Source organism: Sphingomonas sp. TX0543, assembly GCF_048565505.1.
Taxonomy (GTDB): Bacteria; Pseudomonadota; Alphaproteobacteria; order Sphingomonadales; family Sphingomonadaceae; genus Sphingomonas.
The window spans coordinates 3136420-3161428 of sequence record NZ_JBLZUS010000002.1; the positions used below are offsets into that span (position 1 = coordinate 3136420).

Below are 25009 nucleotides of genomic sequence, written 5' to 3' on the forward strand. Positions count from 1 at the left end.
CATCACCATGCCCGGTGAAGTCACCACCAGCCGCCGCCGCTTCGGCGCGGCAATGCTGCTATCGACGATGTGCGCACCCTCGTCGGCCTATGCCGATACAAGCACGATCGGACGGACCTGGCCGATCGCCGAGCCCGATGCGCTGAGCGAGATCGAGGGCCGCGCGGGGAGCGTTCCCGATATGCGCAAAGCCTTCGGCCCGCGCCAGATCTGGTCTGCGATGAAGGCAGCGGTACTTGGCCGGTCACCCGCCGACCGCATCCGCAGCATTGTCCCCTTCTATACGCTCGACGGCGAGATCCGCCTTCCCGATGGACGGCTGCTTTACGCCAAGGGCTATACGTTCAACCCGCTCGCCTATGTGTCGCTGCCGCAGCGATTGATCGTGGTGCACCCCCGCGATCTCAACTGGGCCATCAGAACCGCCGCCCCAACCGATTTCATCCTGCTCGCAGCCGGATCGGCCGGAGATGCGGATCCGATCGGCGCGAGTGAGCGACTTGGTCGGCCAATCTTCCTGCTCGAGGAGCGTGTGAAGGCACGGCTCAGGCTCAGCGTTGCCCCCGTTATCGTCGCTCAACAAGGACAGAAGCTCCTGCTGACCGAGGTTGATGCGGACAGGATCGCAAAGGGTTCGCGCAAATGAGGCCCGCCCGGCATCTCGCGGTCTCGATCGCAGCGACCATGTCCGCGCTCTGCGCTGCGGCTCCCGCCCACGCCTCCAAATGCGAGGCGGGCAAGATCTTCAACCCCATCACCAAGGTGCGCTGGTCGTGCATCTTCCCGATCACGATTGGCGGGGTCCGGATCGGTCCGCATGATCTGTTGGGCAAAGCGCTCGACGCCCAATCCACCTCCAAGCCCTTATGCGCCTGCCGCAAAGGGGCGACCTTCTGGTTCGGGGTCAAGGTCAGCTTCTGGTCACCCAACCGCATGATCGACGTGGTGACCGAGCCCGGCTGCATGATGGCATTGGGCGCCGACATCATGCCGACCCACGGTCGGCTCCAGGGCAGCCAGACAAGCATTGCCGACGGCACGAACACCCGCAAGATGTTCGCGCAGCTGCATTATTACATCTCGCCGGTCTGGAAGATGCTCGACATGTTCACCGACCTGCCGTGCCTTGAAGACAATGGGTTCGATGTCGCGCTGATCACCGAGGTCCTGCCGACCTGGCAGTCGGCGACGCTGGGCGCGATCATCCAGCCGGAGGCGATCCTGTTCGGCAATCCCGCCGCCGGCCTTGCCTGCATGGCCGACAGCGCGGCAGCCGCCTCCGGCAAGGTTGTCGATCCCTTGTTCTGGTGCATGGGCTCCTGGGGCTCGACCTATCCGATCGCCGGCGACATCCATTTCGACGACAGCGTCGAGGCCTGGGCGGGGCTTGCCGCGCGCGGGCTGTTCATGATGGGCCGGCTTGGTGCGCTCACCATCAGCTCATCCGACGGTTGCTCGTTCATTCCTCAGCCGGTCTGGACCAAGAGCCGTTACAAATTCCAGCTGATGGAGCCGGTCAAAGGCGGCCAGTGCGTCAATGTCGGACGCCCCGGATCGCTCTGGACCAGCGCCAAACACGCGCCGGGCAAGGACAATGCCCAGTTCATGCTCTTCGAAAAGACGATTTGCTGCGCCGGGGTGTCGGTGCCATGATTCAATCTCAATTTGGTTGCCCATTGCGGCCCTCCACTTCGCACCGCCGATTCGCGCAGCGCACCGATGGCGGGGAGGTTTCGCACACGTTTCGAGCAATGCCGCTGCTCCCCGGCACGGTATTGCCCGGACGGTCGGCGTGGCTGAGCCGGGTAGCAACCCCAGGGTTACCTCCGCTTACGACCACGTCGACCGCTTTAGAAGATCTGGCGCCCGAAGCCGATCGAGAGTCCCGCACTAGTGCGGGACAAGGAGGCCGCCTGCGGAGCACCGCAAGCTGCACGCCGGTCACGGGTACCGGAGGCGCCATGAGCGGATCGTCGGGCATTTACGGTGCCCAGACGAGCTTTCCCGGCCCATGGTCTGGCCATCCGCCCCGCAAAGGAGCATATTCAGCGATTGAAGGGGCGGCGTCCCTTTCCCCGGGATCCGCCGCTCCTGCGGTCAGCGCGGCCAATTACCTCGACGATCGCTGCACGGCGTTCCATACCCAGCTGCCGATCGTGGCCGCGCTGGCCGCTATTGAGGCCTGCGCTGCCCTAATTGTCAGCCTGCGCCACATCGCGTGTGATCGTTTTCAGCTTCGGTTTCACAAATTGTGCCGCTGTGCAGTCCGCATTGGACAAACGACCATGAAGCGGCGCTCGATCCTCGCCCTGATGGCGGTCGCATTACCAAATGCCGGTTTCGCGCAATCGAGCGATGATCGCGCTCGCGCAGCAGCAGCCGCGTCACGCGCAAAGTCATCGACGAGCGACAAACTGCTCCAGAACTATGTGAAACCCGGGCTCGCCGGCCAGCCGATTTCCACTGTGGATTCCAGCCGCACATTCACGCCCTCACTCGCGTGCCAGAAAACCGCAACTCTGCTCGAGCTTCTCGTTCAGCCGGCCGCTTCCGGCGATCTCGACATGGTGCGCATTAGTCGCGACACCAATCTCGACGGCAAGTTCGACGCGACCGCGACCCTGCCTGTTCCGGTATCGGGGATCTGCGCCAACGGCATCATCTCGTGCGACCCAGGCACCTGGAACAATTGTCACAGCTATCGCTGGTCGGTCGACGGCTCCGCCGCCCCAAGGCTCGAAACGGCGGTGATGACCGATCTTGCCGGCTGTTATTGCATCAACAACAGCTGCGGCAGCGGGCTCGCGATCGCCAATCTCCCGTCCCTCCTCAAGGACCTGGGCGGCGGGGTCGTTGCTGCGCTTACCACCGCCGATCCACGCTATGGCATTGCCGAGGCGCGTGTCGATGGCCCGGTCATCTCCTATGTCGGCGCGCAAAGCACCGCCTGCACCGCCTCACCATCGGTTGGTCAGACCGCTTATCGCGCAAACCCCACGGCGATCGCCGGCGATGCTGCCGCTGCGGCTGCATCCAGCACGGTGTTCCAGATGCTGGCCGGCTCTCCGGCCGCGAAATCCCGGAGCGAGGAAGTGCGCAATTGCACCGTCAGGCGGCAGGTCACGCTTACCGGCGCGACACCGCGTGACGTGATCGCGCGGACTTCGGGCGGCTATGGTGATTATGTCAGCCCGGGCGGCGACCGGATCACCTTCCAGATGGGATCGCCGGTCAACAACTCGCTAACTGGCGGAAGCTGTTCAATGTTCGATTTTCGGATGCGCCTCAGCGTCATCGATCCCGATAGGCTGACCGATATCCGTCTCACCCGCTACGAGATGGATGACTGGATGCAGGTCTATATCGATGGCCAGCTTGTCTATGCCGATCCGTCGACCTGGCGCAGCCCCGGATTGCCGTCTGCCAGTTGTGACCGGAAAACCAACTGGCAGGGCGCCCCCAATCTCGATCTCAAGCCGTGGATGACCCGCGGCGATCACGAGATCAGGATTGCCCTCGCGGTTGGCGGTAACGGCGAGCTCGATGCGCAAATCGATGCGGCCATCGATACAAGCTGCCGGGCATCGGAGAATGTGGTCGATGGCTGTGCAAGCTATGCCGGCAACGCAGCCTGCCGGCTCACCGACGAACATGTCGATGGCGTCGCGACAATCGTCAACGGTATTCGTACCGGCCTTACCCCGCTGCCCCAGACCCGCGTCATCGCGGGCGGCGCCTGTTCGCTATCGCTAGCCCGCGACTTCTTCGAAAAAGAGCGGCGCTATCGCTGCCGCGTCGACAGCGGCATGCCCGACCCCGACACCAGCCGCGGCGCATGGATCATCGATCATTCGACCGAGGCGATGCTCGCCGATCGCACTCGTGCGAGCGACGGAAGCTATTCGTCGACGACACGCAACTTCGCGCTCCCCGACCGCGGCAGCGTCAGCGCGTGCGAGCCGGTCTGCAAGACGCGGCGCCCGCAGACCAATAATGCCGCCGCGCTCGATGGCGTGACGGGCGGCAAACAGAACACCCCCGCCGGCTGGGATATGATCTACCACACCTGCCAGGACAGCAATGTGTGCCCGGTCGGCGATGGCGAGGAACTCGTCCAGGGCTGCGGCTGCATCGACGATTTTCCGGAAGCCGTGGTGATGATGCAGACGATGCGGCTCGGCGGAACCGATCTCGTCTGCACGAGCGGGCCGCGGTGATGCGCTTGCCTCGCCCTGTCCTCGTAAGCCTGTTGCTCAACGCGACCTCACTGGTCCCGGCAACAGCAGCCGCCCAGCAAATCTGCGCGGTCGATCTCAACGGCAATGGCGATGCCGCTGACACGGGGGAGACCGCGAACTGCCATCTGACCGCAACCGGCGGCTATGCCTGCCCGATCGGCGAGACCGCCTGTATCGCCGACGCCGCCGGCGCGATGCAATGCCCGCTTGGGCCCCAATATGCCTGTGCGGCGCCTGCGTCAGGCGGCCCGGCGACCTGCTCCGCCAACGCCTGCATCGATACGTCGAGCCATCCGATTGTCGAAGCACCGCCAGTCAACGATCCGGGCGTGCTGCCCGATGGCCCGGTCGACGCCGAAGGAAATTGCCTCGGGCAGATCGAGATCTTCGCCGGGCACGGCGCGCGCTGCCGCCCGGCTGGGCTGTTCACCACCTTCTCCAATTGCTGCAAGGACAAGGGCAAGATCGTCAAAGATGGGATGGGTGGCTCGCTCACCTCCATCTCGACCAAGATCGCGGTCGCACGCGGCGTCTTCACCGGCATGAAGGCCGCTTATACCGCGTTCAAGGCGGGCGCGACCGCGAGCCAGGCCGCCAGTTCCGGCGCGCACGCGATGATCGCCGGCATCGATCCCACCTCGATCGCGATCAGCCTTGCGGTCAATTTCATGATCGAGGTGCTGCTGCAGGGCTGCGACCAGGAGGATATGGAGGTCGGCATGCTCCGCGGTTCGGGCATGTGCCATGAGGTCGGGAGCTATTGCACTGCGAGCGTCCTCGGGATCTGCCTCCAGAAGGCCAGGGGCCATTGCTGCTTCAATACGAAGCTCGGGCGGATCATCCAGGAACAGGGCCGGCCCCAGATCAAATCGTTCAATGCCAAGGGCTGGGGCACCCCGAAAAACCCCTATTGCCGTGGCTTTACGGCCGAAGAATTCCAAGCGCTCGATTTCTCGAAAATGGATCTCTCGGAATATTATGCCGAGATCGAGACGCGCGCCCAGACGCAAATCCAGACCGACATGAAGGGCAAGATCGATGCGTATCAGCAGACGATCAACCATTAGTCGCGCGCTCGTCGCGGTGACGCTGGTGCTGCCGGCCACGACCGCCAGCGCTCAGGACATACCTCCATCCGCCACTCCCGGCGCGAAGGCCAGGATCCAGTCCGAAGGCGATGCCGCGATGGAGCGCATGAAACAGGCGCTGACAAAGGCCAGGCGCGCGCCGGTCAACTCGCCCAGACTTCCGGCAGCGCCCGACGCCATCATGCAGCGCCGCGCCTTCAATGGCCTCGCCCGCCGTACGGTCGACGCTGACGTGGAGAAGCGCGCCGGCGCTGATATCAAGGCTGCGCGCGCCGCACTGATAAAGGAGCGCAGCGCGGCCAGCGCCCGGATCGCGCAAGCGCTCGGGCTCGAAGCACCGGAAGCAGCCGCGCTGGCCGCCGCCGCGCCGGCGCCGGTAACTCGCTCCCGCATGCCGTTGTTGATGGTGTCATCGGCAATGCCGATCGCGACCCTCCGTACCTATGCCACGCAGCTCGAACGCGTCCATGGGGTCATGGCGTTCCGTGGCATGCCGGGCGGCATGAGCAGGGTCGCGCCGATGGCCAAGCTCTCGGCTCAGATCCTGCGCATCGCCCCTGGCTGCGAGGGTCCGGCCTGCGCGATGCACGATGTCCAGATCATCGTCGATCCGCTGGTCTTCCGCCTGCATGGGGTGACGCGCGTGCCTGCTCTCGCAATGATCCCGGGCGATCCCACCCAGCCTTATTGCGAGCGCGACGACCAAAGTCCGCCGAGCGCACATGTCATCTATGGCGATGCCGCGCTTTCCGGCCTGCTCGAAGAGTTTGCCCGCCTCGGGGGAAAGGAGGATGTGCGCGATGCTCTCGCTCGTCTGGCACCTCGCTAAGCGCGCTGCGCTCGAGGCGAAGGATCTGCCGCTCCGCGCGGCCGTCGCGCTCGGCGCAAGTGGCCTCGGGCAACCGCCGCGGCCCGCACAGCTTTTCAAGGCCTATGGCATCGTACTGCCGATCGGTCTTTTTGCCTGGTGGGCGATGCCCCAGGCGACACTGGTGATGACGCCTTCGATTGACGCCTGGGTGATCCACCGCGCGCCCGGTCCAATCTTCCGCGGCGACTTGGTCTCCTTCTCGCTGTCGCATCCGATCGCCGGGCCGAGACCGGTCGGCGTCACGAAATATGCCTTGTGCATGCCGGGCGACCGGATCGCGATGGTCGAGAAGCCCTCGCGCGCGGCGGGCGGGCTCGACGGATATTATTATTGCAACGGCCATTTGCTTGGGGTCAGCAAGGCGCGAACCGCCGATGGGCGGACGCTCTCACACTGGCGGCCCGACACCGCGCTGATCAAACCGGGCACGATCTTCGTCGGCTCGTCGCATCCCGACGGCTTCGACAGCCGCTATTACGGCCCGGTCGCGATCGAGCGCCTCACCCGTGCGGAGAAATTGCTGTGAGGCGCCTTGCCCTGGTCGGTGCTGCCGTGATCGCTGGCATCAACCCGGCAGCAACCTCGGCGCAAACCACGCCACCCGCCGCGCGCGAAGCGCGCGGTTATTGGTGGTATGAACCACCCCCTGCCCCGCCAGCGCCCGACGATGACAAGGAGGTCGTTGCAAAACCCGAGATCCCGCCGATGGCGGTGCTCGCAACCTGGTCGCCGCCGCGCATCGCCAAGCTCATTACCCAGCAGCGCGATTATGCCGCGACGGTGCTAACGGTCGATGCGGTAGCCGATTTCTGGCGGCTGCAGGATTTTGCCCGGCGCAAGGCGCGCGCGTTCGCCGGCGTGACGCAGCTTGCGCTGCTGCTTCATCCCGAGCTCAACGCAAAGGCCGCAAATCCCATGATCGGCGAGGCGCGCGATGTGCTGGGAGCCCATAAGGACGAGGTTCGCCGGCAATATCTGCGCGCGCGCAGCAGCGAATTTGCGCTCGTCATGTTTGGCCGGACGACGTGCGGTTATTGCCGCGTCCAATGGCCGATCGTTCAGCGGTTCCAGGACGAAATGGGCTGGCAGACAAGCCAGATCGATCTCGATCGTCGGCCTGATCTCGGGAGCCGGTTCGGGGTCGAGGTGACCCCGACGATCATGGTGATCCGTCGGAACTCGGCCCAGCGCATGGTGATCGCCGCCGGGGTCGAGACCTATCCCAATCTCGCCCAGGCCGCCTATCAGGCAGCGAAACTCCTCAGCGGCGACATCCGCCCCGAGCAATGGCTGACCGGGGCGGGCGAAGAGGATGGCTTTTTCGATGCGCTCGCCAATGGCCCGGTGTCATCCGTGGATCCAAGAACGACAGGCGAAAGCCGGGTTTCAGGCACTGAGGCTCGGCGATGAGCAAATGCAACGCAATCAGGCGCGGTCGCCTTCCTGCCGGATACGAAATTGCGGCAGGCGACGCTCATACTTCTCCGGCCCATCCCGCCTCGATCGCCTCATTCATCTCCTCAATCGAAACAGGCCGTTGGCCCTCGCGTTTCAGGATGCCGAACACCTTGGAGATTTTGCCACTTCGGCGATCCACACGAAGTTCAATCGCGCCGTCGGGTAATTTACAGGCAATAAGCCTCGATCCGGGGACGGCGCCGAGATGCGTGAGCACGCTTTCATCGAGCGTAATGCTTCCTTCGGCGTCCACGGTGACGACCGGCAATCTCGCCTCCCTTTCTTTCCCCGGCATAAGTCGCTCCGTCCTGATGTTACCATTGGTACGGCGTATGGCGTTGTCGGTCGAGGCAGCGCTCCTCTTCGTCGCCAGTGGTTCGCTCTCTTCAGCATCGGCCCAATTAGTCACGCGCGATATTGCCGCGCGAGCCGCAATCCATCCCGTAGCCACCGCAGCCGAAGTCAAATCATGGCTTGTCCGCGTGACGCAAACACGCGAGTTCCCGCCCGACTTTGAGCCGACCCTAAAAGCACAGGCGCCGCTCTATGTGATCGAAATGAGCACCGCGCCGGGCTGCGCGCCCTGCGCTGATCTCTGGACCAGGCTCTTCGCCTTCAAAGCGCACTATGGTTGGCAGGTACGGACGATCGGCAATGACGAAGCAATGCTGCGCTCCGGCCGGCTGGGTCTCCCATGGGTCGGTAATCCGGTTGCTTGGGTGCGATCGACCTCTGACCCCAACCGGATAGTGCCGATCGCCATCGGGACTGACCACGACGTCAATATCGCCCGCAATGCCTATCTCGCCGCCAAGATGTTGACCGGCGTACGCGCCGCGGTCGGCGTGCGGGCCATGTCCAAATTTACAGGGATCGTCGATAGCCCGCCCAGGCGCATGATCTCGAAATCCGGTCTCGCACGCAGATGAGCCGGTTCCGGTCTTCTTTTCCGACTGCTCATGCTGCCCCGAGCCGGGGAACTCCGCGCATGATCCGCTTCGGACTCGGGAACGACGTAAAGCGAGCGCCGTATCTTCGCGATACGCAAGGCAAGCGTCGTCTCATCGGCTTGCCTCTGTCCCAGCGATGCGACGGCCGGCGTTTCACCGATCAGCTCTGCCAGTTCGGCCTCGATGCGGCGGTCATTTATCCTTGCAAATATGGAGTCCTATCCCCGATTTGCACGGTTATCTGCGGAACGAGGTGGGCTGAAATCAGCCTTCGACCCAGCGCGATCGATCGCTATCTCAAACTTTTTCAAAGCTTTACCGAGACAGCTAAGCGCGGTTGGGGCGCCTTCCTGTCTTCCTCAACACAAGGAAGCCCCGAATGTCCCCCTTCCCCACGCGCCTGAGCCTTGCCGCTAGCCTGATTGTCGCCGCCTGCACCATCGCCAGTCCCGCGCATGCGCAAGGCTGGGCGGAAAGCTGGTTCGACAATGTCACCTATACCTCGCCCGGAAGCTTCGAGGATCAGACGCGCGGTTATGTGACCGCGGGCGGCATGTCGGGCCGGGTCGACGTCCACAACGACTATCTCATGTCGATCACCCTGCCCAAGGTGAAAGCCGGGTGCGGCGGGATCGACATGTTCCTTGGTGGCATGTCGTTCCTCGACCCCGACTATCTGGTCCAGAAGCTCGAGACGATCCTCCAGGCGGCACCAGCCGTCGCCTTCCAGTATCTCCTCGAAACGCTCGACGAGAAAATGGGCAACATCATCTCGAAGATGGAGGCGGCGACCAACTTCCTCAATTCGATCCAGGTCAATGACTGCCGCCTCGCCAATCGCCTCGTCCAGATCGCGAAGGGCGACGACAATATGTCGGGGATCGTCGAGGAGATGACGGGTTACAAGTCGGTCCGCGAGGGCTTCGCCAAGAGCTGGCAACAGAGCCGCGAAAAGATCCAGGCCAACAAGGGCAACCCGACCGAGGATCTGAAGGACGCCCTCGCCAATTGCCCCGCCGAGGTCACCGACATCTTCCGTACGGGCTCATTGCTCCAGCATGCCGCCGCTCGGGTGGGCGCGAGCGACTGGACCGGGGTCATGCGCGCGCGGGTTGGCGATATCTACATGCGCTGGGACCAGAATGACAAGGTCCCGATCTTCTCGGCGATCCCGGCCTGTCCCAGGCAAGATACCGAGAGCCCGGATGATTTCCTGACCGGCAAGGTGCCGACACGCGCGCTCAACCTGCCGCCGACGGGCGCCGATTGCTCGGTCAACGGGAGCGGACGCGGCGCGCTGATCCTGGCGCGCGAGCGGATGGAGGCGATCTCGGCCAAGATCCGCACGCGCGCCGCGCTGACGCCGGAAGAAAAGCAGTTCGTCGCCAATGTGCGAACCCTTCCCGTCTATCGCCTCCTCGAATGGGGCGTGCGTCAGGGTGTCAGCGGAAGCGTGATCGCGGACACCGACGAGCTCGTCGCGTTGACTCTCGCCTATCAGATGCTCAACGACCTCACCCGCTCGATCGATTTCGCACTGCAAAATGCCGAACGCGGCGCAACCAGTGCCGGGGCGGTCGACGCTGGCAATGCCAACATCTGCCAGACCCGCATCCTCACCAAGGGTATCGAGCAGCTCCGTGAGCTGCGCGACGAGGTACTGCGCCAGCGCGCGCAGATGCGTCAATCCTATATGGCGGCGCTCTCAACCGCGAACCTCTCGGTCACCTATGCCGGCGTCATCCGCCAGCGCGACCGGGACGCGCGCGACGCTTCCGGCGCCGATGCCAGCCGCAACCGGTGACGCGGGTTATGCCGAGATTTCTCAAAGCAACCCTCGCCCTCGCGAGCCTCGTTGCCGCAACCCCGGCGCTGGCGATCGATGCAAGCTTTCACACCTGGGACGGCTTTTCCGAGACGGTCGATGCGTTTCGGCTCGTCGCGATGATCTTCGGCGATCCGCGCTACGAAACGCTAGTGGTGATCATTGCGGTCGCCGGCATCGGGTTCGGCACGGTACTCGCCGCGGTCCGCGGCCAGGGCATGGGCCTTGTTGCCTTCGGGTTCCAGATGCTGGTCGGGATCGGGCTATTCGCAGGGATGATCGCGACCACCGGTACGGTCCATGTCTATGACCGGGTGCGCAATGCCTATCAGCCGGTCGGCGGGGTCCCCAACCTGATCGTGCTGGTCGCCGGCACCACCAACCTCATGGAACGCGCACTCGCCGAGACGATCGACGACAATACGACCGATCCTAACGCGAAACTCGAGTTCGGCGCCGGCGGTCACGCGTTCGACCTGTTCCTCAACGCCGTCTCGCCGCGCAGTCCGATCGTCGATGCCTTTCTCGACGCGACGATCCGCGATTATGTCCGGCAATGCTATCCGGTCGCACGGGTATCGCCCGCATATGGCGTCGACGACGATATGCTGTTCCGCACTTCGAACGACCTCGCCACAGCGTTCGCGGCAATGGCGGGTCCGGCGACCTTCTCCACCGTCTATACCGCGACCGACAAGGCCGGCTCGTCAATGAGCTGCACCGACGCCTGGGGCTATATCGCAGGCCAGCTTTCCGATCCTGCGCGGTTCGACGCCTATAGTAACCAGGTCTGCGCACGCACCGGGTTCGACGTCACCAAGCCCGACCAGCTGAACCGCTGCCGACAGCAGATCGACGCGCTCGGCGGGATGATGCTTGAGACCGACATGAGCCGGCAGAAGTTCCTGACGCAGCTGCTGCTGGGGCAGACGGTTGGCGACATATTGTTCGAGGATTCGCCTGCGACCGCGGCGCGCGTGATGGCCAATCGCGCGATCGGCGCCAATGGTCTTGCGACGCTCTCGACCGCCAATGAATGGATGCCGACGATCCGCGCCGCGGTGTTCGCGATCATGCTGATGATGATGCCGATCGCCTTCCTGTTCATCCTCACCCCGATCAACCTGAGGGTCGCAAGCTTCGCGCTCGGGCTGTTCGTGTTCGTCGCACTCTGGGGGGTGATCGACGCCGGTATCTACCAGCTGACCCTCGGACGCGCGATGGATGTGCTGAGCGAACTGCGCTCGACCCATGTCGCAGCGAGCACCTGGATGCTCGCGCCCTCGGCGGCGATGAAGGCGCTCGGGATCTTCGGCTCGTTCCGGACCGCTGGCGCAGGGCTAGCCGGGGCGTTCGTGTTCACGGTGTTCCGGTTCAGTGGCAATGTGTTCACTGCCTTCACCTCCGGATCGCTCGGCGTTCAGGGTCAAGGCAGCTCGGCCGCGGCGACCGTCTCGACCGGCGAAGGTTATGCCTCCGCACTCGAAGCGCAGGCATCGGCGGGCGGCACGCTCGCCCGCCGGGCGTCGGCGAACAGCTTCGGCGATTTTGGCGAGCGCAGTACGTTCGGTCTCGACCGGGTCTTTGCTTCTTCGGGCGCGGTGCTCGGCGAATATGGCGGCGGGGCAACCGGCACGGCTGCGTTCGGACTTGGCCGTGCCGACGCTGCGCGCGACCTCGGCGGTCTTGCTCCTGCCCTCGCCGGTCGCGACCTCAGCAATCCCGCCACCGTGAGTGCAGTCCGCGCCAACGCCGCAACCAGCGCAATCCACAGCTACGCGCAGCAGGATGCGCTTCGCGCCCTCGGTACCGGCTATTTTGGCGAAGGCCAGACAGGCGAGCGCGCGTTCGCGGCGTTCGCCCAGAATATGGTGCAGTGGAAGGCGTTCGGCGATCAGCGCGCCTATGACATGATGCAATCGGGCGCCGAACGGCATTTTGCGCGCGGCGGCTATGACGCGAAAGATGCGGCGCTCAAGGCGTCGACCCTGATCGCCCAGGCTGGCGCCGACCCGATCTTCGCCAAGCTCACCGCCAATGCGTTCAGCCAGGAACAGATGCTGCGCAATGACTTGACCGCCGCCGAGACTCAGGTCGGCTCGATGGAAGGCCGGCGCGATTTTGCGGGGAGCCATGTCGCCGCGGTCGAACGCGGCAATGTCGCAACCGAACAGGCGCGCCGCACCGGCCATAATCACGGCCAGCGGCAGGCGGCACAGATGCTCGGGCTATCGGTCGAAGAAACCAGTCGCCGGATCGGCTTCATCAACACCTTGTCCGGCGAAGCGCGATCCAGCGCCATCAGCCGGCTCGCGCGTTCAACCGGGCGCAACGAGGCCCAGGTCCTGCTCGCGATGGAAAGCTACAGCGCCGCCGTGCAGCTCGGCATCGCCGACGGCGCCACGGCTGAGGCATCTCGCGAAGGGACCAGCATCTATGGGCGCACCCGCGAGACCGCTGGGTATGATTTTGCCGAGCGCTCAGGCAAGCTCGATGCGCAGCGCGAGGTAGGCTCCGATGGGGCGCGCAGCGCCGCGCGGATCGGCGAACAGCGACGGCAAGCCGACAATGCCGGCTTCGCCGAAGGTGCCGCGGCAGCGGGTGTGCCGGTACGCGAGGCCGCCCGGCTCGATTCCTTCATCCGCGCGCTCGCCGGCACCGCCGGCAATCAGATCGACCTCGCAGAAGGTGGCAACGCCGGTGTCGCTGATCGCGCGCGCAATCAGCGGCTCACCCGCATCGTCGACAATGAGCGGCTTTCCCGCATTCAGTCGCTGCTGCAGACCCACGGCATCACCATGTCAAAGCGACAGATCGCGATGGATCAGAATGGCGATGTCAGCCTCAACCTCACGCCGCGCCTCGCCGCCGATATGTGGCGGGGCGGCCTCATCAACGAAAGCCAGCTCGGCGCGGTCGCCAATGGCGGGCACGCCCGGCTGAGCTTCGCGCACAATGATCTGCTGGTCTCCAGCAGCACCGGGTTCAGCCGGTCGGCGCGGAACGACACCAGTACGCGGTTCGAGGCCGGCAAGCAGGCGGGCCCGGACACGATCGAGCATTTTCTTGGCGGAGGGGCAGAAGGGCATGCCGCGATGGCCAACTGGCTGCGTGGCGGGTTCGAGATGGATCGACGGGGCAATTGGCGTCTGAAGCCGCAGGTCGCGGACACTCTGGAACGTGATGTCACCGCCATCATCGCGCAGACCGGCTGGAGCAAATCGCTGTCTCGGTCAGCCGAGCACCAAACCGCGAACAGCCAAAGTATCTCAGCCGATTTGAGTGCCGGTGTCTCGCGCGGTGGATCAAGTGCTGGCGGCAATAGCCAAGGACAATCACGGCGAGGAGCATCGGGGAATCTGGCAGGCGGTGTTGGGCTCAATGCGAGTGATCGTGGATCATGGGCGGTAACCGCAAATTCGTCGATCGACATCGTGAACTACAATGTTCGCGAGGCAATCGCCTCGGCCGAAAGGGTAGCCGCACGTTCGGCGAGGCCTGAGCAAGCATTTACAAATGAACTTAGCTCAAGCGTGCTTGGGAACGGCGGACTGCGAAACCGATATCTTGAACAGGCAGATTCCGGCCGCGGGACGGTTCAGATCACGGCTCCCATCGTCTCTGCGGAGCAATCGTCGATCTTGAACACCGGGCGATTAAGGGCCGATCGAGATCATGGCCTTGGTGACGGTGATCCCACCTTCAAAGAACGACGAGATCGGTAGCTTCAGTCTTTGATCAACCCAAGGTGGCGTAAGTGACGCACACCAGATCGCACGTCGGCCGGGTTGGTCTCCGCATCGAGTTGCTCGCGCCTTTTCCACTCCGCGAGTTGAGTCGTCATACCCGATGTATATTCCCAATCGCCGCAGGCAACTTTGGCGCGCATATAGCCATGGCCAAGCACGCCCAACACCGTCAGCGGATTGAAGATCAGGACTAGGAATTCGATCAGACCAAACCAGCGAAAAATCGGGTGGTCGGCGGGCAGCAGCATCAGGCCTTCGAGGCCGAGCCAGTAAAGCAGCGTCAGAGCCCACCAGAGTTTCGCGTACCACGGCCGCCACAGCCAATCCATCGCTCTCGGGGATGACATCGTCTCAGCCGGTCCCGTACTCTGCGCTGCTTCCTCCAACATAATCTTGGCAACCTAATTGCTCTGATGCGCCTGTAGCACAAAGTTTAAGTTAGTGGAATCCCGGTCATTTGTCGCAGACGTAAGCTGCCAGCCGCAAGCCTGCGTCGTGTTTGCCGATTTACCGCCATTCACCGCGGCAGATCATTCGGTATCCACCGTTACCGCGCACCCATCTTCGCGATATAGCGCAGGCGGTTGAACACCTCGGCCCCGGGAATACGGAGCCCGATGACCATCGCAAGTGCGCGGCCATTTCCGTCGATCTGTGGTTTTTGGGACCCATCCAACCAATGGTCGAGAATTGGGGACATTGCCGCTGCCGTTTTAGCGCGGTCGGAACGCGCGATGGACGATCCGGCTGGTACGTGCCGCGCTTCGACCTGCATGCGATGCGACCACCGGCGCGACGCCATAACACTTGCAGTTGCTAATCACTCGCGATAGCACAGTGCCGCGCAGTGCCTGTCACTGGCCTAGCTTGAAAGGTCCATCCGTTGCTCCATCCCCGTCTCCTGCTTGTCTTTGTGGGCGCGCTGCCGCTAACCGCGCTCGCCACCGACAAAGGCGAGCAGGATCTGGTCGTCGTGACCGGCCAACGGGACGGACTCTACCAGGTTGACGCCGCCGCCGCGCTTAAGACAGATACTCGACTCAAAGACACCCCTCAGGCGGTGAGCGTGGTCACCGCCGAGCGCATAGCCGACGGCGCGTTACGCAGCCTTGCCGATGTGCTGCGCTACGTGCCTGGCGTCACCATCGGCCAGGGCGAGGGCAATACAGACCAGATTGCGATCCGCGGACAGGTGACGACCGCGAGCTTTTTCTCGACGGCGTCCGCGACGACGTCGAATATTTCCGCCCGCTCTACAACCTCTCCCGGGTCGAGGTGCTCAAAGGTGCCAATGCGCTGTTGTTTGGCCGTGGCGGCGGTGGCGGGGTCATCAACCGTGTGACCGTCCGTCCCGAACTCGGGCTGACACAGGGAGCGGTCCAGGCGGGGGTGAGCAGTTTTGGTGGTGCCGACGTAGGCATGGGGCTCAACTTGCCGCTCGGCCGCACGGCGGCAGCGCGGGTCGATGCGTTCTACGAGCGTCTCCAAAATCATCGCGCCTATTTCGGCGGTGACCGTTGGGCGGTAAACCCGCAACTGCTGGCCCAAATCGGCCCAGCCTGGCGGGTGGGGCTCGCCTACGAGCATGTCGAGGACGCGCGCGTAGCCGATCGTGGCGTGCCCTCGATCGGGGTTCCGGACGGTGCAAACAGGCCGCTTCCGGGCGGGCGCGGTACTTTCTTCGGCCTGCCCGGGTTTAATTCCGCCCGCGTTACCGCCGACATCGCGACAGCCCGGCTCGACGGCGAGCTAGCGCCCGGCATCACCTGGTCAAGCACCGCGCGCTACGCGGCATATGATAAATCCTACGCCAACGTGTACCCGGACGCCCCGGCGACTTCCCCCGCCGGCACGGTCGCGCTCGCGGCTTATGCGAATGCGACGCTCCGTCGAAATTGGATCGGCCAGTCGAACATCGTTGCCAAGGGACGCCTATTCGGCGCGTCGCACACGCTGCTGGTCGGCGCGGAATATGGCTCGCAGAGGAGCGCTGGCCGCGAGGTGGATGGGACCGTCACGCCTGGCTCGGTGTCGGTGTTGGCACCAACCCCCTTGGCGGTAGCGCTCGACGAAGTCGCGTTCGACTTGCGTACTCAGGTCAACTTCTTTTCGCTTTATGCGCAGGATCAGATCAGCCCCGCGCGCTGGCTCGACGTGATCGCGGGGGTGCGCTGGGATCGGTTCGCGTTCAGCGGGCGCGATCTCACCGCCTCCCCGGCCCGCCCGTTCGCGCGCACCGACAGCAAGCTGTCGCCGCGCCTGGGCATCGTGCTCAAGCCGACAAATAGGATCAGTTTTTACGGATCATATGCACGCTCGTTCCAGCCACGCTCGGGCGACCAGTTCGTCGAGGGTTTGATCGCCGACGAGCGCAACCTCGCCCCCGAATCCTACCAAAATTACGAAGTCGGCGCGAAGTGGCAGCCCACTCCCGCGCTGATCGCGTCGGTGGCCGCCTTCCGCCTTGATCGCACCAACGCGACCACGCCCGCTCCGAACAATCCGCTCCTGCTGCTAAACGTCGGCGGGACCCGTACGGAGGGAGTTGAGACAGAGGTGACCGGGCAGTTGCTTCCAACACTGAACGTCAGCGCGAGTTACACCTGGCTCGACGCCCGTCTGCGTGGCAACGAAGCAGTCCGTCTCGCGCAAACGCCGCGCGCTCGCGCCTCGGTCTGGGCGCGCTGGCAGGCAACCCCTCGCTTCGGACTAGGCGCCGGCATGGTCCACCAGTCGACCCAGTGGGCCGCGATCCGCACCGAACCCACCACCACGCTGCTCCCGGCCTATACCCGGGTCGATGCGGCGTTATTCTACCGCGTGTCAGGCCATACCCAGGTCCAACTCAACGTCGAGAATGTGGCGAACACGCGATATTTCTCGGACGCGTACGACAACAACAACATTTCGACTGGAGCGCCGATCAACGCCCGGCTGACGCTGCGGGCGGGATTTTAGATCCGCCTTTATTCAGATCGCGTCGTCTGTGCCAAGCTCGTGCGGCAACACGCCGCTATCCAGCCGGCCGCAATCGCCTTCTGACCAGGCTCGTTTATCAGACCGTCAGCAAGATCCGCTATTGCGATGTAGCAAGCTTTACGGGACGCACAGTAGGTTGAGCGTTCCACCAGTGAGGGGGCATTTCAAGGTTAGTGACACAGGCAGCGCCAGGCTGGACATTTTAGGCCCATGGCCATGACTCTTCCATCAATTTTGTATTGTGGTTGATACGGCGCAGATCGATTTTCATCGCGGGAACTCCCTCGGTTCCCACATCATCGCGAGCCCGCATCCATTCCCTCTTTTTCTTTTTGCGCGCTCTTCAGCCACTCGAGCACCCTCCCCGCGACCGCACCAGGCAAGGAATCACCAGCTCATTTCGTCAGATGAAATATCGCGGTTGGTCGAGGCCTAGCCGGAGAACACCGGATCAGCCGCAAATGCCGTGAGGTCGGCGATCAGCGCTGCGGTCGCGAGTGCCACCAGTTCTCCGCCCTTGTCGGGCGTGGCCAAACCCGGGTCGGATCCCATCCGCCCGTCCGGGAAGCGCTTGCGGAAATCAATAGCCTCACGAATGGGGCCGGTCGGCGCGATTTGAGGCGCGTAGTTGGCATGCTTGATCGCATCCGGATAGGCCCATTGTGTGATCGCGATCTCGGACGGGGTGGCATGGCTACCATGTCCGACCGGGAACTGGCGCTGCGTCATTTCCGATACGCCGGGTAAATCCCACCAGTTCTTCAACTTGAGCGCGAAGCCGCGTGGTCGACCGGCAAAGCTTGCTTCGGCATAGAGTTCGGAGAACGCCGACTCGATCGTCGCGATATTGCCGCCGTGGCCGTTGAGGAAATAGATGCGCTCGAAGCCATGACCGGCAAGCGAACGAACCCAATCGCCGATCGCGGCCATGAACGTCGAAGGGCGTAGCGAGATCGTGCCGGGAAACCCCAGATGATGCTGGGCCATGCCGATGTTGAACGTTGGTCCGACCAGAACATTGGCGGTTTTCTGCGCCTCGTGCGCGATGATTTCGGGACAGAGCCAGTCGGTGCCGAGCAGGCCCGTGGGTCCGTGCTGTTCGTTGGATCCGATCGGAATGACGATGGTCCGTGACCACTCAAGAAAGGCTTCGATCTCGGACCATGTCGACAAATGCAGCAGCATGAAAATCCTCGATTGTGGGATGTGTCAGGTCTTTACCGCCAGGCGCGCGTAGTCATCCCCGGGCGACAAGCGCCGCGCCCGGCCGCGATTCCTCGACGGCCTGCGCCATCAGAAAATGATCCGGCGATTTTGCGCAGGCGGGATCGGTGGCAGCGGCATTGCCCGCAAGCGCGAGAGCCTGACAACGGCATCCGCCCCAATCGATCTCGCGCCGGTCGCAGCTCCGGCAGGGATCGGGCATCCAGTCTGTACCGCGAAACCGGTTGAAGGCATCCGAGCTTGCCCAGATGTCGGCGAGCGAATGGTCACGAATCGATGGAAAAGCGATATCGATTATGGTTTCCGCAGCATGGCAGGGAAGTACCTTGCCCGATGGCATGATGTTGAGAAACCGGTTGCCCCATCCCCCCATGCAGGCCTTGGGACGCGCGGCAAAATAGTCCGGCACGACATAATCGATGATCATGACGCCTTTCAGGCGCAGCCGCGCGGCTTCGACGACTTCGGTCGCGCGGTCGAGCTGTTTACGCCTCGGCAGCAACGCCGCACGGTTAAGGAGACCCCAGCCATAATATTGGGTATGGGCGATTTCGACGCGCGCCGAGCCCAGCGCCTCAGCCATCGCGATCATCTCGCCGACACGATCGACATTGCGGCTGTGGATCACGAAGTTGGTGGTCAGCGGCAGGCCCGCGGCCTTGATCCGGGCCGCCGCCGCCAGCTTCTTTTCATGGCCGCCCCGATAGCCGCCAATCCGTTCGGCATTGGCGGGATCGGAATCCTGAAAGCTGAGCTGGATATGATCGACCCCGGCATCGAGCAGCGCCATCATCGCTTCGTCGCTCAGCAGCACGCCCGAGGTGATGATGTTGGTATAGAGCCCCAGTCGGGCGGCGTGGCGTACCATCGCTGGCAGGTCACGCCGCACCATCGGCTCGCCGCCGGAGAAATGGATCTGGAGGACGCCAAGCGCAGCCGCTTCATCGAGGACGCGTAACCAATCCCCGGTCGCGATCTCCGCGCTGGCGCGTTCCAGTTCCAGCGGGTTGGAACAATAGGGGCATTTGAGCGGACAGCGGTGGGTCAGCTCGGCGAGGAGCGCCATCGGCGGCTCGGGGACCGCTAGGTTCACAATCCTATGACGCCCTTGCCCGCCAGATCCTTCAGCAAATCCGAGACATCGGTCAGGACCAGATCACGCGACGCCTCGAACCGCGCGGCAAGCGTATCCGCGATCATAGCAATGGTGCGGACGCCATCGACCAACTGCAGGATGTCGACAGCGATCTCGTCGGGCTGGAATAGTCTTTCGGGCGCGAGCAATACCCATGCGCCGCGCACTTCGTCGAACCGGAACTTCACGCCGGCGCCGAAGCGCGGGACAGCATCCTCACCGGTCACGATATTCACCGTCAGGAACGAAGCCACCGGGCGGAATCAGCCCAGGGGCCACATAGGCGAAATACAATGCGTCGAGCTGCGACCACAGCACGTCGCATTTGAAGCGCAGCGCCGCCAACACCTGCTGCTGCCGCTCCACCGTGTCGGCATGCGTTCTGACATAGTCGAGCGCGAATTCGCTGTCCTGCGGCGCTTGCGTGAGGCGCGGCGTAAAATAGGCCAGCGTTTCCGGGGTGATCCAGGCATAATTGGCGAGCATACCCGACACCCGCTCCGCGATGATAGTGGGCGAGAACATCTCGGTCAGGGACGAGGCCACGGCTTCGAGCACCGAGCGGTCGCGAACGAAATGGACATAGGCGTCCACCGCGAAGCGGGTGGCCGGCAGGATCGCGCTGGTACTTTCGACAAGCGCGGGATCGAGGCCGACACCCTCCGCAAGCTTGAGCCAGCGCGTCACGCCGCCCGGAGCCGAGCCCTCACCGTCATGGTCCACCAGCCGACGACGCCATTCGCGGCGCAGCTCAACGGTTGGTAGGCGCGCGAGCAATGTCGCGTCCTTGGCGGGTATCTGGCTCTGATAATAATAGCGATTTAGCGCCCAGGCTTGCACCTGACTTCGATTCAACTTTCCATCGTGTAGCAGTCGATGGAACGGATGGAGATTGTGGTAACGCGTCGCCCCGATCTGGCGGAGTTCGGCCTCCAGCGCATCGGGCAAGAGCGGCCGCGCGGTCACAGCGCGATTTCCATACCGTCAAAGGCGATTTCCCAGCCGGCGGCCTCCGCCTCGGCGCGTTCGGGCGCATCGTCGAGCAGGATCGGGTTCGAATTGTTCATATGGATGAAGATCTTTCGCTTCACATCAAGGTCGCGAAATGCCGCCATCGTTCCATCAGGGCCGCCGACACTCATATGCCCCATGCGGCGGCCCGTCTTCGGTCCGAGCCGCGCCAGAACCATCTCGTCGTCCCGCCACAGCGTACCGTCGAAAAAGACGAGATCAGCGCCCCGCAACCGTTCAGCGAGAGCAGGTGTCATCGCCGCGCAACCGGGGATGAAAAATAGGCTGCGCCGCCCATCCGAAACTCTCGCGGCGACGGTCATCTCATTCACCTCAATCGCCGGCGCATCGCTGCCATCCTCAAGATAGAGCGGCACCTTGCCAGGAACGGCGAACAACTCGACGGTCAGTTCGCCGTCAAGCACAACCGCCTGGTCAAGCAGGACGACCTGTCGCGAAACGAGATCGCGCGCCAGCACCTCGAAGATTGGGTTAGCGTCGAGCACGCCATGAATCCAATCCGTGGCCAGCAGCGTGAAGGGCTGGCGCTCGCGCAGTGTCAGCAGCCCCGCGATCACATCCACATCGCCGCCGGTTAGCACTACGCCCGCAATGGGAGAGGATCGCAGACCGTTGCGCGGATGCAGGCATGGTGTCTGCCCGATCTGCTGACGCAGATCAGGCGACGCATTCAGCAGGAACCAGCGCTCGCCGTCTTCACTGACGGCAAGACCAGCCTGCGTGCGGGGTATTGCCGCAGGATCATGCGCGCGGGCTCGGCGACAGGGCGCCGCGTTGGAGTTCCATTGCGGAAAGCCGCCGCCCGCCGCCGCCCCCAGGACGACGGCTTGCACGAAAAATCAGGCCTTAAGTTCAGCGCTGGCGTAGCAATTGATCTCGCATCCCAACGCGATTTCGACGATCTTGGGGGTCTTCCAGGTCATTCATCTCTCCTTTTTGCGTCTGCAGCACGGCCTTTACGCGCTACGGACGTTTTTTGTTTGGCGAACGGGCTTTAAGCGGTGCCGGCATTTCAGGCAATGGTCCTTTGGACCAACAACACAAGCAATCCCAAACCGCACATCGCGGTCGTCGTGGCTGGCCCCCCCTCTCAATCGGAATGGGTGAACGCCCGCCCCGGCGCCAAAGATATCGGGGACGGTTTGCCGATCCCGCGCTGTTATGTCGCCATTTTCGCGCACCAGCCGGGCCATCGTCTCCCTGCCGCCGGAAGCCACCCATCACTCATCACACCTGTCCTCTCCGCCCGCTTCACAGGAGGGCTGGCGGGGTTCTGCCGCGGGGTCGGGGCGCTTCGCTTTTCAAAAATCGGGATCAATCAAATGGTCCTGATATATTGAATCGGAAAATGGCGCCCCGCGTCGGGTTCCCCCTGCGATCAGAATTTCGCGCCGGCGCGGATGCCGATCGTGCGCGGCATGATCGGCACGATATACAGTCGGGTGTCGCATATCCCGCAGTCCTGATAGCGCGAGATCTGGCCGCGTTCGTCCCACAGATTCTGGACGAAAATCTCGACATTGTAGTTGGTGAATTCGGCGCCGAGCGCGAGATTGCCGGTGGTATAGGCCTGCAACCGTCCCAACGCCGCGGCTTTGTCGACGCGCAGATCGGACGAAGCGGAGCTTTGATGCGCCACCACCGCCTGCACATAGCCCTTCGCCGAACCGAGCGGCACGGTGTAGCGCGCGGTGCCGTTGATCTTGAACTGCGGCGTGATCGGCAGCCGCGTGCCGCTCGGCGCGAGCAGATCGAGCGGATTACCGCTGCACGCCACCGCCCGGCACAGATCGTTGGTCAGCCGGGCATCGGTATAGGCGCCCGCCGCAGTCAGTGTCAGCGGACCGGCAATGAGGTTGGCATCCATTTCCACCCCGCGAATGCGCGCGTTCGGTCCGTTCTGGATGATCGTCAGGCTGTTGGAACCGATGAAGGAAAATTGAAAAGTATTCCAATTCTGCTGATAGGCGGCGCCGTTGAAACGCAGCATGCCGTTGAGCAAGGTCGTCTTCCAGCCGATCTCATAATTGGTCAGGAAGTCCGCGGCGTAATCGCGCACATCGCCACGGCGATTGATCCCGCCCGGGCGAAAACCGCGGGACCACGTGGCGTAGAGCATCAGTTGATCACTCGGTTTCCAGGTCGCGTTTAACTTGTAGGTGACGCCCTGCCCTTGCGTCCGCCGCGGCACCACTCCGGTGCCGGAGAATATTGCGAGGTTGGTACAGGGGCTGCCGGCGACTGCGGCAGGTGCGAACGGCACCGGATTCTGCCCCGCATCGACCATTTCCTTGAGCGTCCGCCCGTTGGTGAGGAAGCAACCGGCAACGCCCGTCCCCGAACTGCCACCGCCATTATACGGTCGCGCGGTATAGGGAATGCCGCTGGCATCCGCCGCCGGGTTGCGACCAAAGCCGAAGAAACCGACCAGTGAATTGTCGTAGATGAAGGCTCGCGCGCCCGCGGTGAGAGTCAGCTTCGGCGCAACGTCGAAGCTCGCCTCGCCGAACATCGCATAATCTTTGTCGAGGCGATATTGCTGGGTCAGCCACAAGCTGTTTGGCATGCCGTTGACCGATAGATCGGGCGCGAGCCCGGCGATCTGGTAATCCTGGTGGATCAGGTTCGACTGGCGCTGATAGAAAGCGCCAGCGACGATGCGAAACCGTTCGGTGCTCGGCGAGGTGACGCGGATTTCCTGGCTCATTTTCTTGAAATGATTGGTACCGATTCCCAGATAGCGCGGATCGAGCGTGTTGCCCGCCGCATCGCGATAATAGAAATAGCCGGCGAGGCCACCCTGCGACTGGTAGAGGCTGTCATAGGCCTCAGCATAATCGGTATTGTCAGTCAGCTGGTAATCACGGCGATCAAGATAGGCACCGGCATAGGTCAGATCCCAGTTACCGACCTTGCCCTCGATCGTCAGCGCGCCCTGGATGAAGCGATCGCGACGATATTCGGGGTAGAAGCGCTGGACCTGAAGATCGCCAACCTGTTCCCCGTCAGCGCCAATGGCACAGATTTGAGGTTGTGAATTAAGGAGTGTTGGGGCTTCGTCGTAGTGACGAAGGAACGAAGATGAAGCCCCAACACTCCTTGAAAAAATCGCCTGCCAAGGCCCCTGCTGAGCGTGTGGTGAAGGACATCCGGCGGCAGACCCGGCGGCATTTTTCGGCCGAAGACAAGATCCGCATTGTGCTCGATGGGCTGCGTGGCGAAGACAGCATTGCCGAACTATGCCGCAAGGAAGGCATTGCCCAGAGCCTGTATTACACCTGGTCGAAGGAGTTCATGGAAGCGGGCAAGCGGCGCCTGGCGGGTGACACGGCTCGTGCCGCGACCAGCGGCGAGGTGCAGGACCTGCGCCGCGAAGCCCGTGCCCTGAAGGAATGCGTGGCCGACCTGACGCTCGAAAACCGTCTGCTCAAAAAAAGCATGATCGCGGATGGGGGCGACGACGAATGAGATATCCCGCATCCGAGAAGCTCGAGATCATCCGGATCGTCGAGCAGTCGCATCTGCCGGCGAAGCTCACCCTCGACAAGCTGGGGATCGCACGCCGGACGTTCTACCGCTGGTACGACCGGTTCCTCGAAGGCGGACCGGAGGCGTTGGAAGATCGGCCATCGGCACCGAGCCGCGTGTGGAACCGGATCCCGCCTGACATCCATGATCAGATCATCGAACTGGCACTGGAGCAGTCCGAGCTGAGCCCACGGGAGCTGGCGGTGCGCTTTACCGACGAAAGGCGTTACTTCGTGTCGGAAGCCACGGTTTACCGCCTTCTGAAGGCCCATGACCTGATCACCAGCCCGGCCTATGTGGTGATCAAGGCCGCCGATCAGTTCCACACCAAGACCACCCGGCCGAACGAGATGTGGCAGACCGACTTCACATACTTCAAGATTATCGGGTGGGGCTGGATGTACCTGTCGACCGTGCTCGACGACTTCTCACGCTACATCATCGCCTGGAAGCTGTGCACCAACATGCGCGCCGAGGACGTGACCGACACGCTGGACATGGCACTGGCCGCATCGGGCTGCGACAGCGCCACGGTGCTGCACAAGCCAAGGCTGCTGTCGGACAATGGCCCCAGCTACATCGCCGGCGAACTGGCGGAATACATCGAGGCCCAGAAGATGAGCCATGTGCGCGGTGCCCCGCTACACCCGCAGACCCAGGGCAAGATCGAGCGCTGGCATCAGACCCTGAAAAACCGCATCCTGCTGGAAAACTACTTCCTGCCCGGCGACCTCGAGGCCCGGATCGAGGCCTTCGTCGAGCACTACAACCACCAGCGTTACCACGAGAGCCTCAGCAACGTGACGCCCGCCGATGCCTACTTCGGCAGGGCACCGGCAATCATCAAACTGCGCGAAAGGATCAAGCGACAGACCATCGAACATCGGCGCTTGCAGCACCGCAAGTTCGCCGCCTAACATCAACCCCCTGAC

General features: G+C 63.2%; 22 protein-coding genes and 1 pseudogene. 13 read left to right on the plus strand and 10 right to left on the minus strand.

Annotated features, from left to right (window positions below; genetic code table 11):
• Positions 1-52 precede the first annotated feature (52 nt).
• From ACM61V_RS15685 to ACM61V_RS15715, 7 genes are all read left to right on the plus strand, one after another.
• Positions 53-646 carry a conjugal transfer protein TraW gene (locus tag ACM61V_RS15685; protein WP_401531786.1) on the plus strand — a complete coding sequence of 198 codons (594 nt, stop codon included), beginning with the start codon at positions 53-55 and terminating at the stop codon, positions 644-646.
• A gap of 38 nt (positions 647-684) precedes the next feature.
• Positions 685-1653, plus strand: a complete 969-nt coding sequence (locus ACM61V_RS15690) for a TraU family protein (RefSeq protein WP_401531715.1) — start codon at positions 685-687, stop codon at positions 1651-1653.
• Positions 1654-2285: 632 nt separating this feature from the next.
• A complete protein-coding gene (locus tag ACM61V_RS15695) occupies positions 2286-4217 on the plus strand; it encodes a hypothetical protein (RefSeq protein ID WP_419714121.1) in 1932 nt (643 codons plus the stop codon).
• Positions 4217-5305 (plus strand): conjugal transfer protein TraN, encoded by a 1089-nt coding sequence (gene traN / locus ACM61V_RS15700; protein ID WP_401531788.1) that lies wholly within the window; start codon positions 4217-4219, stop codon positions 5303-5305. The genes ACM61V_RS15695 and traN overlap by 1 nt, the downstream gene beginning before the upstream one ends.
• Positions 5277-6155 (plus strand): type-F conjugative transfer system pilin assembly protein TrbC, encoded by an 879-nt coding sequence (locus ACM61V_RS15705; protein WP_401531718.1) that lies wholly within the window; start codon positions 5277-5279, stop codon positions 6153-6155. The genes traN and ACM61V_RS15705 overlap by 29 nt, the downstream gene beginning before the upstream one ends.
• Positions 6127-6723 carry a S26 family signal peptidase gene (locus tag ACM61V_RS15710; protein WP_401531720.1) on the plus strand — a complete coding sequence of 199 codons (597 nt, stop codon included), beginning with the start codon at positions 6127-6129 and terminating at the stop codon, positions 6721-6723. The genes ACM61V_RS15705 and ACM61V_RS15710 overlap by 29 nt, the downstream gene beginning before the upstream one ends.
• The gene (locus ACM61V_RS15715; protein WP_401531722.1) at positions 6720-7607 is read left to right on the plus strand and encodes a conjugal transfer protein TraF; all 888 of its coding nucleotides are present in this window, start codon (positions 6720-6722) and stop codon (positions 7605-7607) included. Before ACM61V_RS15710 ends, ACM61V_RS15715 begins: the two co-directional genes overlap by 4 nt.
• A 64-nt stretch (positions 7608-7671) precedes the next feature.
• On the opposite strand, the gene ACM61V_RS15720 is transcribed toward ACM61V_RS15715, so the two are convergent.
• Positions 7672-7923, minus strand: coding sequence for an AbrB/MazE/SpoVT family DNA-binding domain-containing protein (locus ACM61V_RS15720; RefSeq protein WP_401531723.1), 252 nt, complete (start codon positions 7921-7923; stop codon positions 7672-7674).
• A gap of 64 nt (positions 7924-7987) precedes the next feature.
• Between ACM61V_RS15720 and ACM61V_RS15725 the strand changes: the two genes are divergently transcribed.
• The 3 genes from ACM61V_RS15725 to ACM61V_RS15735 all read left to right on the plus strand — a co-directional run bounded on the left by ACM61V_RS15725 (position 7988) and on the right by ACM61V_RS15735 (position 14155).
• The gene (locus ACM61V_RS15725; RefSeq protein WP_401531790.1) at positions 7988-8584 is read left to right on the plus strand and encodes a hypothetical protein; all 597 of its coding nucleotides are present in this window, start codon (positions 7988-7990) and stop codon (positions 8582-8584) included.
• A 400-nt stretch (positions 8585-8984) separates the two neighbouring features.
• The gene (locus tag ACM61V_RS15730; protein WP_401531725.1) at positions 8985-10409 is read left to right on the plus strand and encodes a conjugal transfer protein TraH; all 1425 of its coding nucleotides are present in this window, start codon (positions 8985-8987) and stop codon (positions 10407-10409) included.
• Between the two features lie 8 nt (positions 10410-10417).
• The gene (locus ACM61V_RS15735) at positions 10418-14155 is read left to right on the plus strand and encodes a conjugal transfer protein TraG N-terminal domain-containing protein (RefSeq protein ID WP_401531727.1); all 3738 of its coding nucleotides are present in this window, start codon (positions 10418-10420) and stop codon (positions 14153-14155) included.
• Positions 14156-14157: 2 nt separating this feature from the next.
• Here ACM61V_RS15735 and ACM61V_RS15740 read toward each other — a convergent pair whose 3' ends face one another.
• Both ACM61V_RS15740 and ACM61V_RS15745 read right to left on the minus strand, forming a co-directional pair.
• On the minus strand, positions 14158-14508 hold the full coding sequence (locus ACM61V_RS15740; RefSeq protein ID WP_401531729.1) for a hypothetical protein: 351 nt from the start codon (positions 14506-14508) through the stop codon (positions 14158-14160).
• 218 nt (positions 14509-14726) lie between these two features.
• Positions 14727-14954: a hypothetical protein gene (locus tag ACM61V_RS15745; protein WP_401531731.1), complete on the minus strand. Its 228-nt coding sequence runs from the start codon at positions 14952-14954 to the stop codon at positions 14727-14729.
• Between the two features lie 291 nt (positions 14955-15245).
• On the opposite strand from ACM61V_RS15745, the gene ACM61V_RS15750 reads away from it, so the two are divergent.
• Both ACM61V_RS15750 and ACM61V_RS15755 read left to right on the plus strand, forming a co-directional pair.
• Positions 15246-15521, plus strand: a complete 276-nt coding sequence (locus ACM61V_RS15750) for a TonB-dependent receptor plug domain-containing protein (RefSeq protein ID WP_419714270.1) — start codon at positions 15246-15248, stop codon at positions 15519-15521.
• A pseudogene (locus ACM61V_RS15755) lies at positions 15443-17137 on the plus strand (TonB-dependent receptor); the annotation flags it as partial. The gene ACM61V_RS15750 and the pseudogene ACM61V_RS15755, both read left to right, overlap by 79 nt.
• Positions 17138-17590: 453 nt before the next feature.
• On the opposite strand, the gene ACM61V_RS15760 reads toward ACM61V_RS15755, so the two are convergent.
• From ACM61V_RS15760 to ACM61V_RS15790, 7 genes are all read right to left on the minus strand, one after another.
• Positions 17591-18343 carry a creatininase family protein gene (locus ACM61V_RS15760; RefSeq protein WP_401531734.1) on the minus strand — a complete coding sequence of 251 codons (753 nt, stop codon included), beginning with the start codon at positions 18341-18343 and terminating at the stop codon, positions 17591-17593.
• 52 nt (positions 18344-18395) lie between these two features.
• Positions 18396-19475 carry a pyrroloquinoline quinone biosynthesis protein PqqE gene (gene pqqE / locus ACM61V_RS15765; protein ID WP_419714122.1) on the minus strand — a complete coding sequence of 360 codons (1080 nt, stop codon included), beginning with the start codon at positions 19473-19475 and terminating at the stop codon, positions 18396-18398.
• Positions 19472-19744, minus strand: a complete 273-nt coding sequence (gene pqqD / locus ACM61V_RS15770) for a pyrroloquinoline quinone biosynthesis peptide chaperone PqqD (protein WP_419714123.1) — start codon at positions 19742-19744, stop codon at positions 19472-19474. The genes pqqE and pqqD overlap by 4 nt, the downstream gene beginning before the upstream one ends.
• Positions 19734-20483 carry a pyrroloquinoline-quinone synthase PqqC gene (pqqC, locus tag ACM61V_RS15775; protein ID WP_401531740.1) on the minus strand — a complete coding sequence of 250 codons (750 nt, stop codon included), beginning with the start codon at positions 20481-20483 and terminating at the stop codon, positions 19734-19736. The genes pqqD and pqqC overlap by 11 nt, the downstream gene beginning before the upstream one ends.
• Complete coding sequence (gene pqqB, locus ACM61V_RS15780) at positions 20480-21382, minus strand: pyrroloquinoline quinone biosynthesis protein PqqB (protein ID WP_401531742.1); 903 nt, start codon at positions 21380-21382, stop codon at positions 20480-20482. The genes pqqC and pqqB overlap by 4 nt, the downstream gene beginning before the upstream one ends.
• Before the next feature lie 6 nt (positions 21383-21388).
• Positions 21389-21472, minus strand: a complete 84-nt coding sequence (gene pqqA, locus ACM61V_RS15785) for a pyrroloquinoline quinone precursor peptide PqqA (protein WP_401531792.1) — start codon at positions 21470-21472, stop codon at positions 21389-21391.
• A gap of 455 nt (positions 21473-21927) precedes the next feature.
• On the minus strand, positions 21928-23658 hold the full coding sequence (locus ACM61V_RS15790) for a TonB-dependent receptor domain-containing protein (RefSeq protein ID WP_419714271.1): 1731 nt from the start codon (positions 23656-23658) through the stop codon (positions 21928-21930).
• Here ACM61V_RS15790 and ACM61V_RS15795 point away from each other — a divergent pair.
• A protein-coding gene (locus ACM61V_RS15795) for an IS3 family transposase (RefSeq protein WP_119592876.1) occupies positions 23631-24994 on the plus strand; the annotation gives its coding sequence in 2 pieces (ribosomal slippage) (positions 23631-23979 and positions 23979-24994; 1365 coding nt in all). The genes ACM61V_RS15790 and ACM61V_RS15795 overlap by 28 nt on opposite strands.
• The last annotated feature ends 15 nt before the right edge of the window (positions 24995-25009 follow it).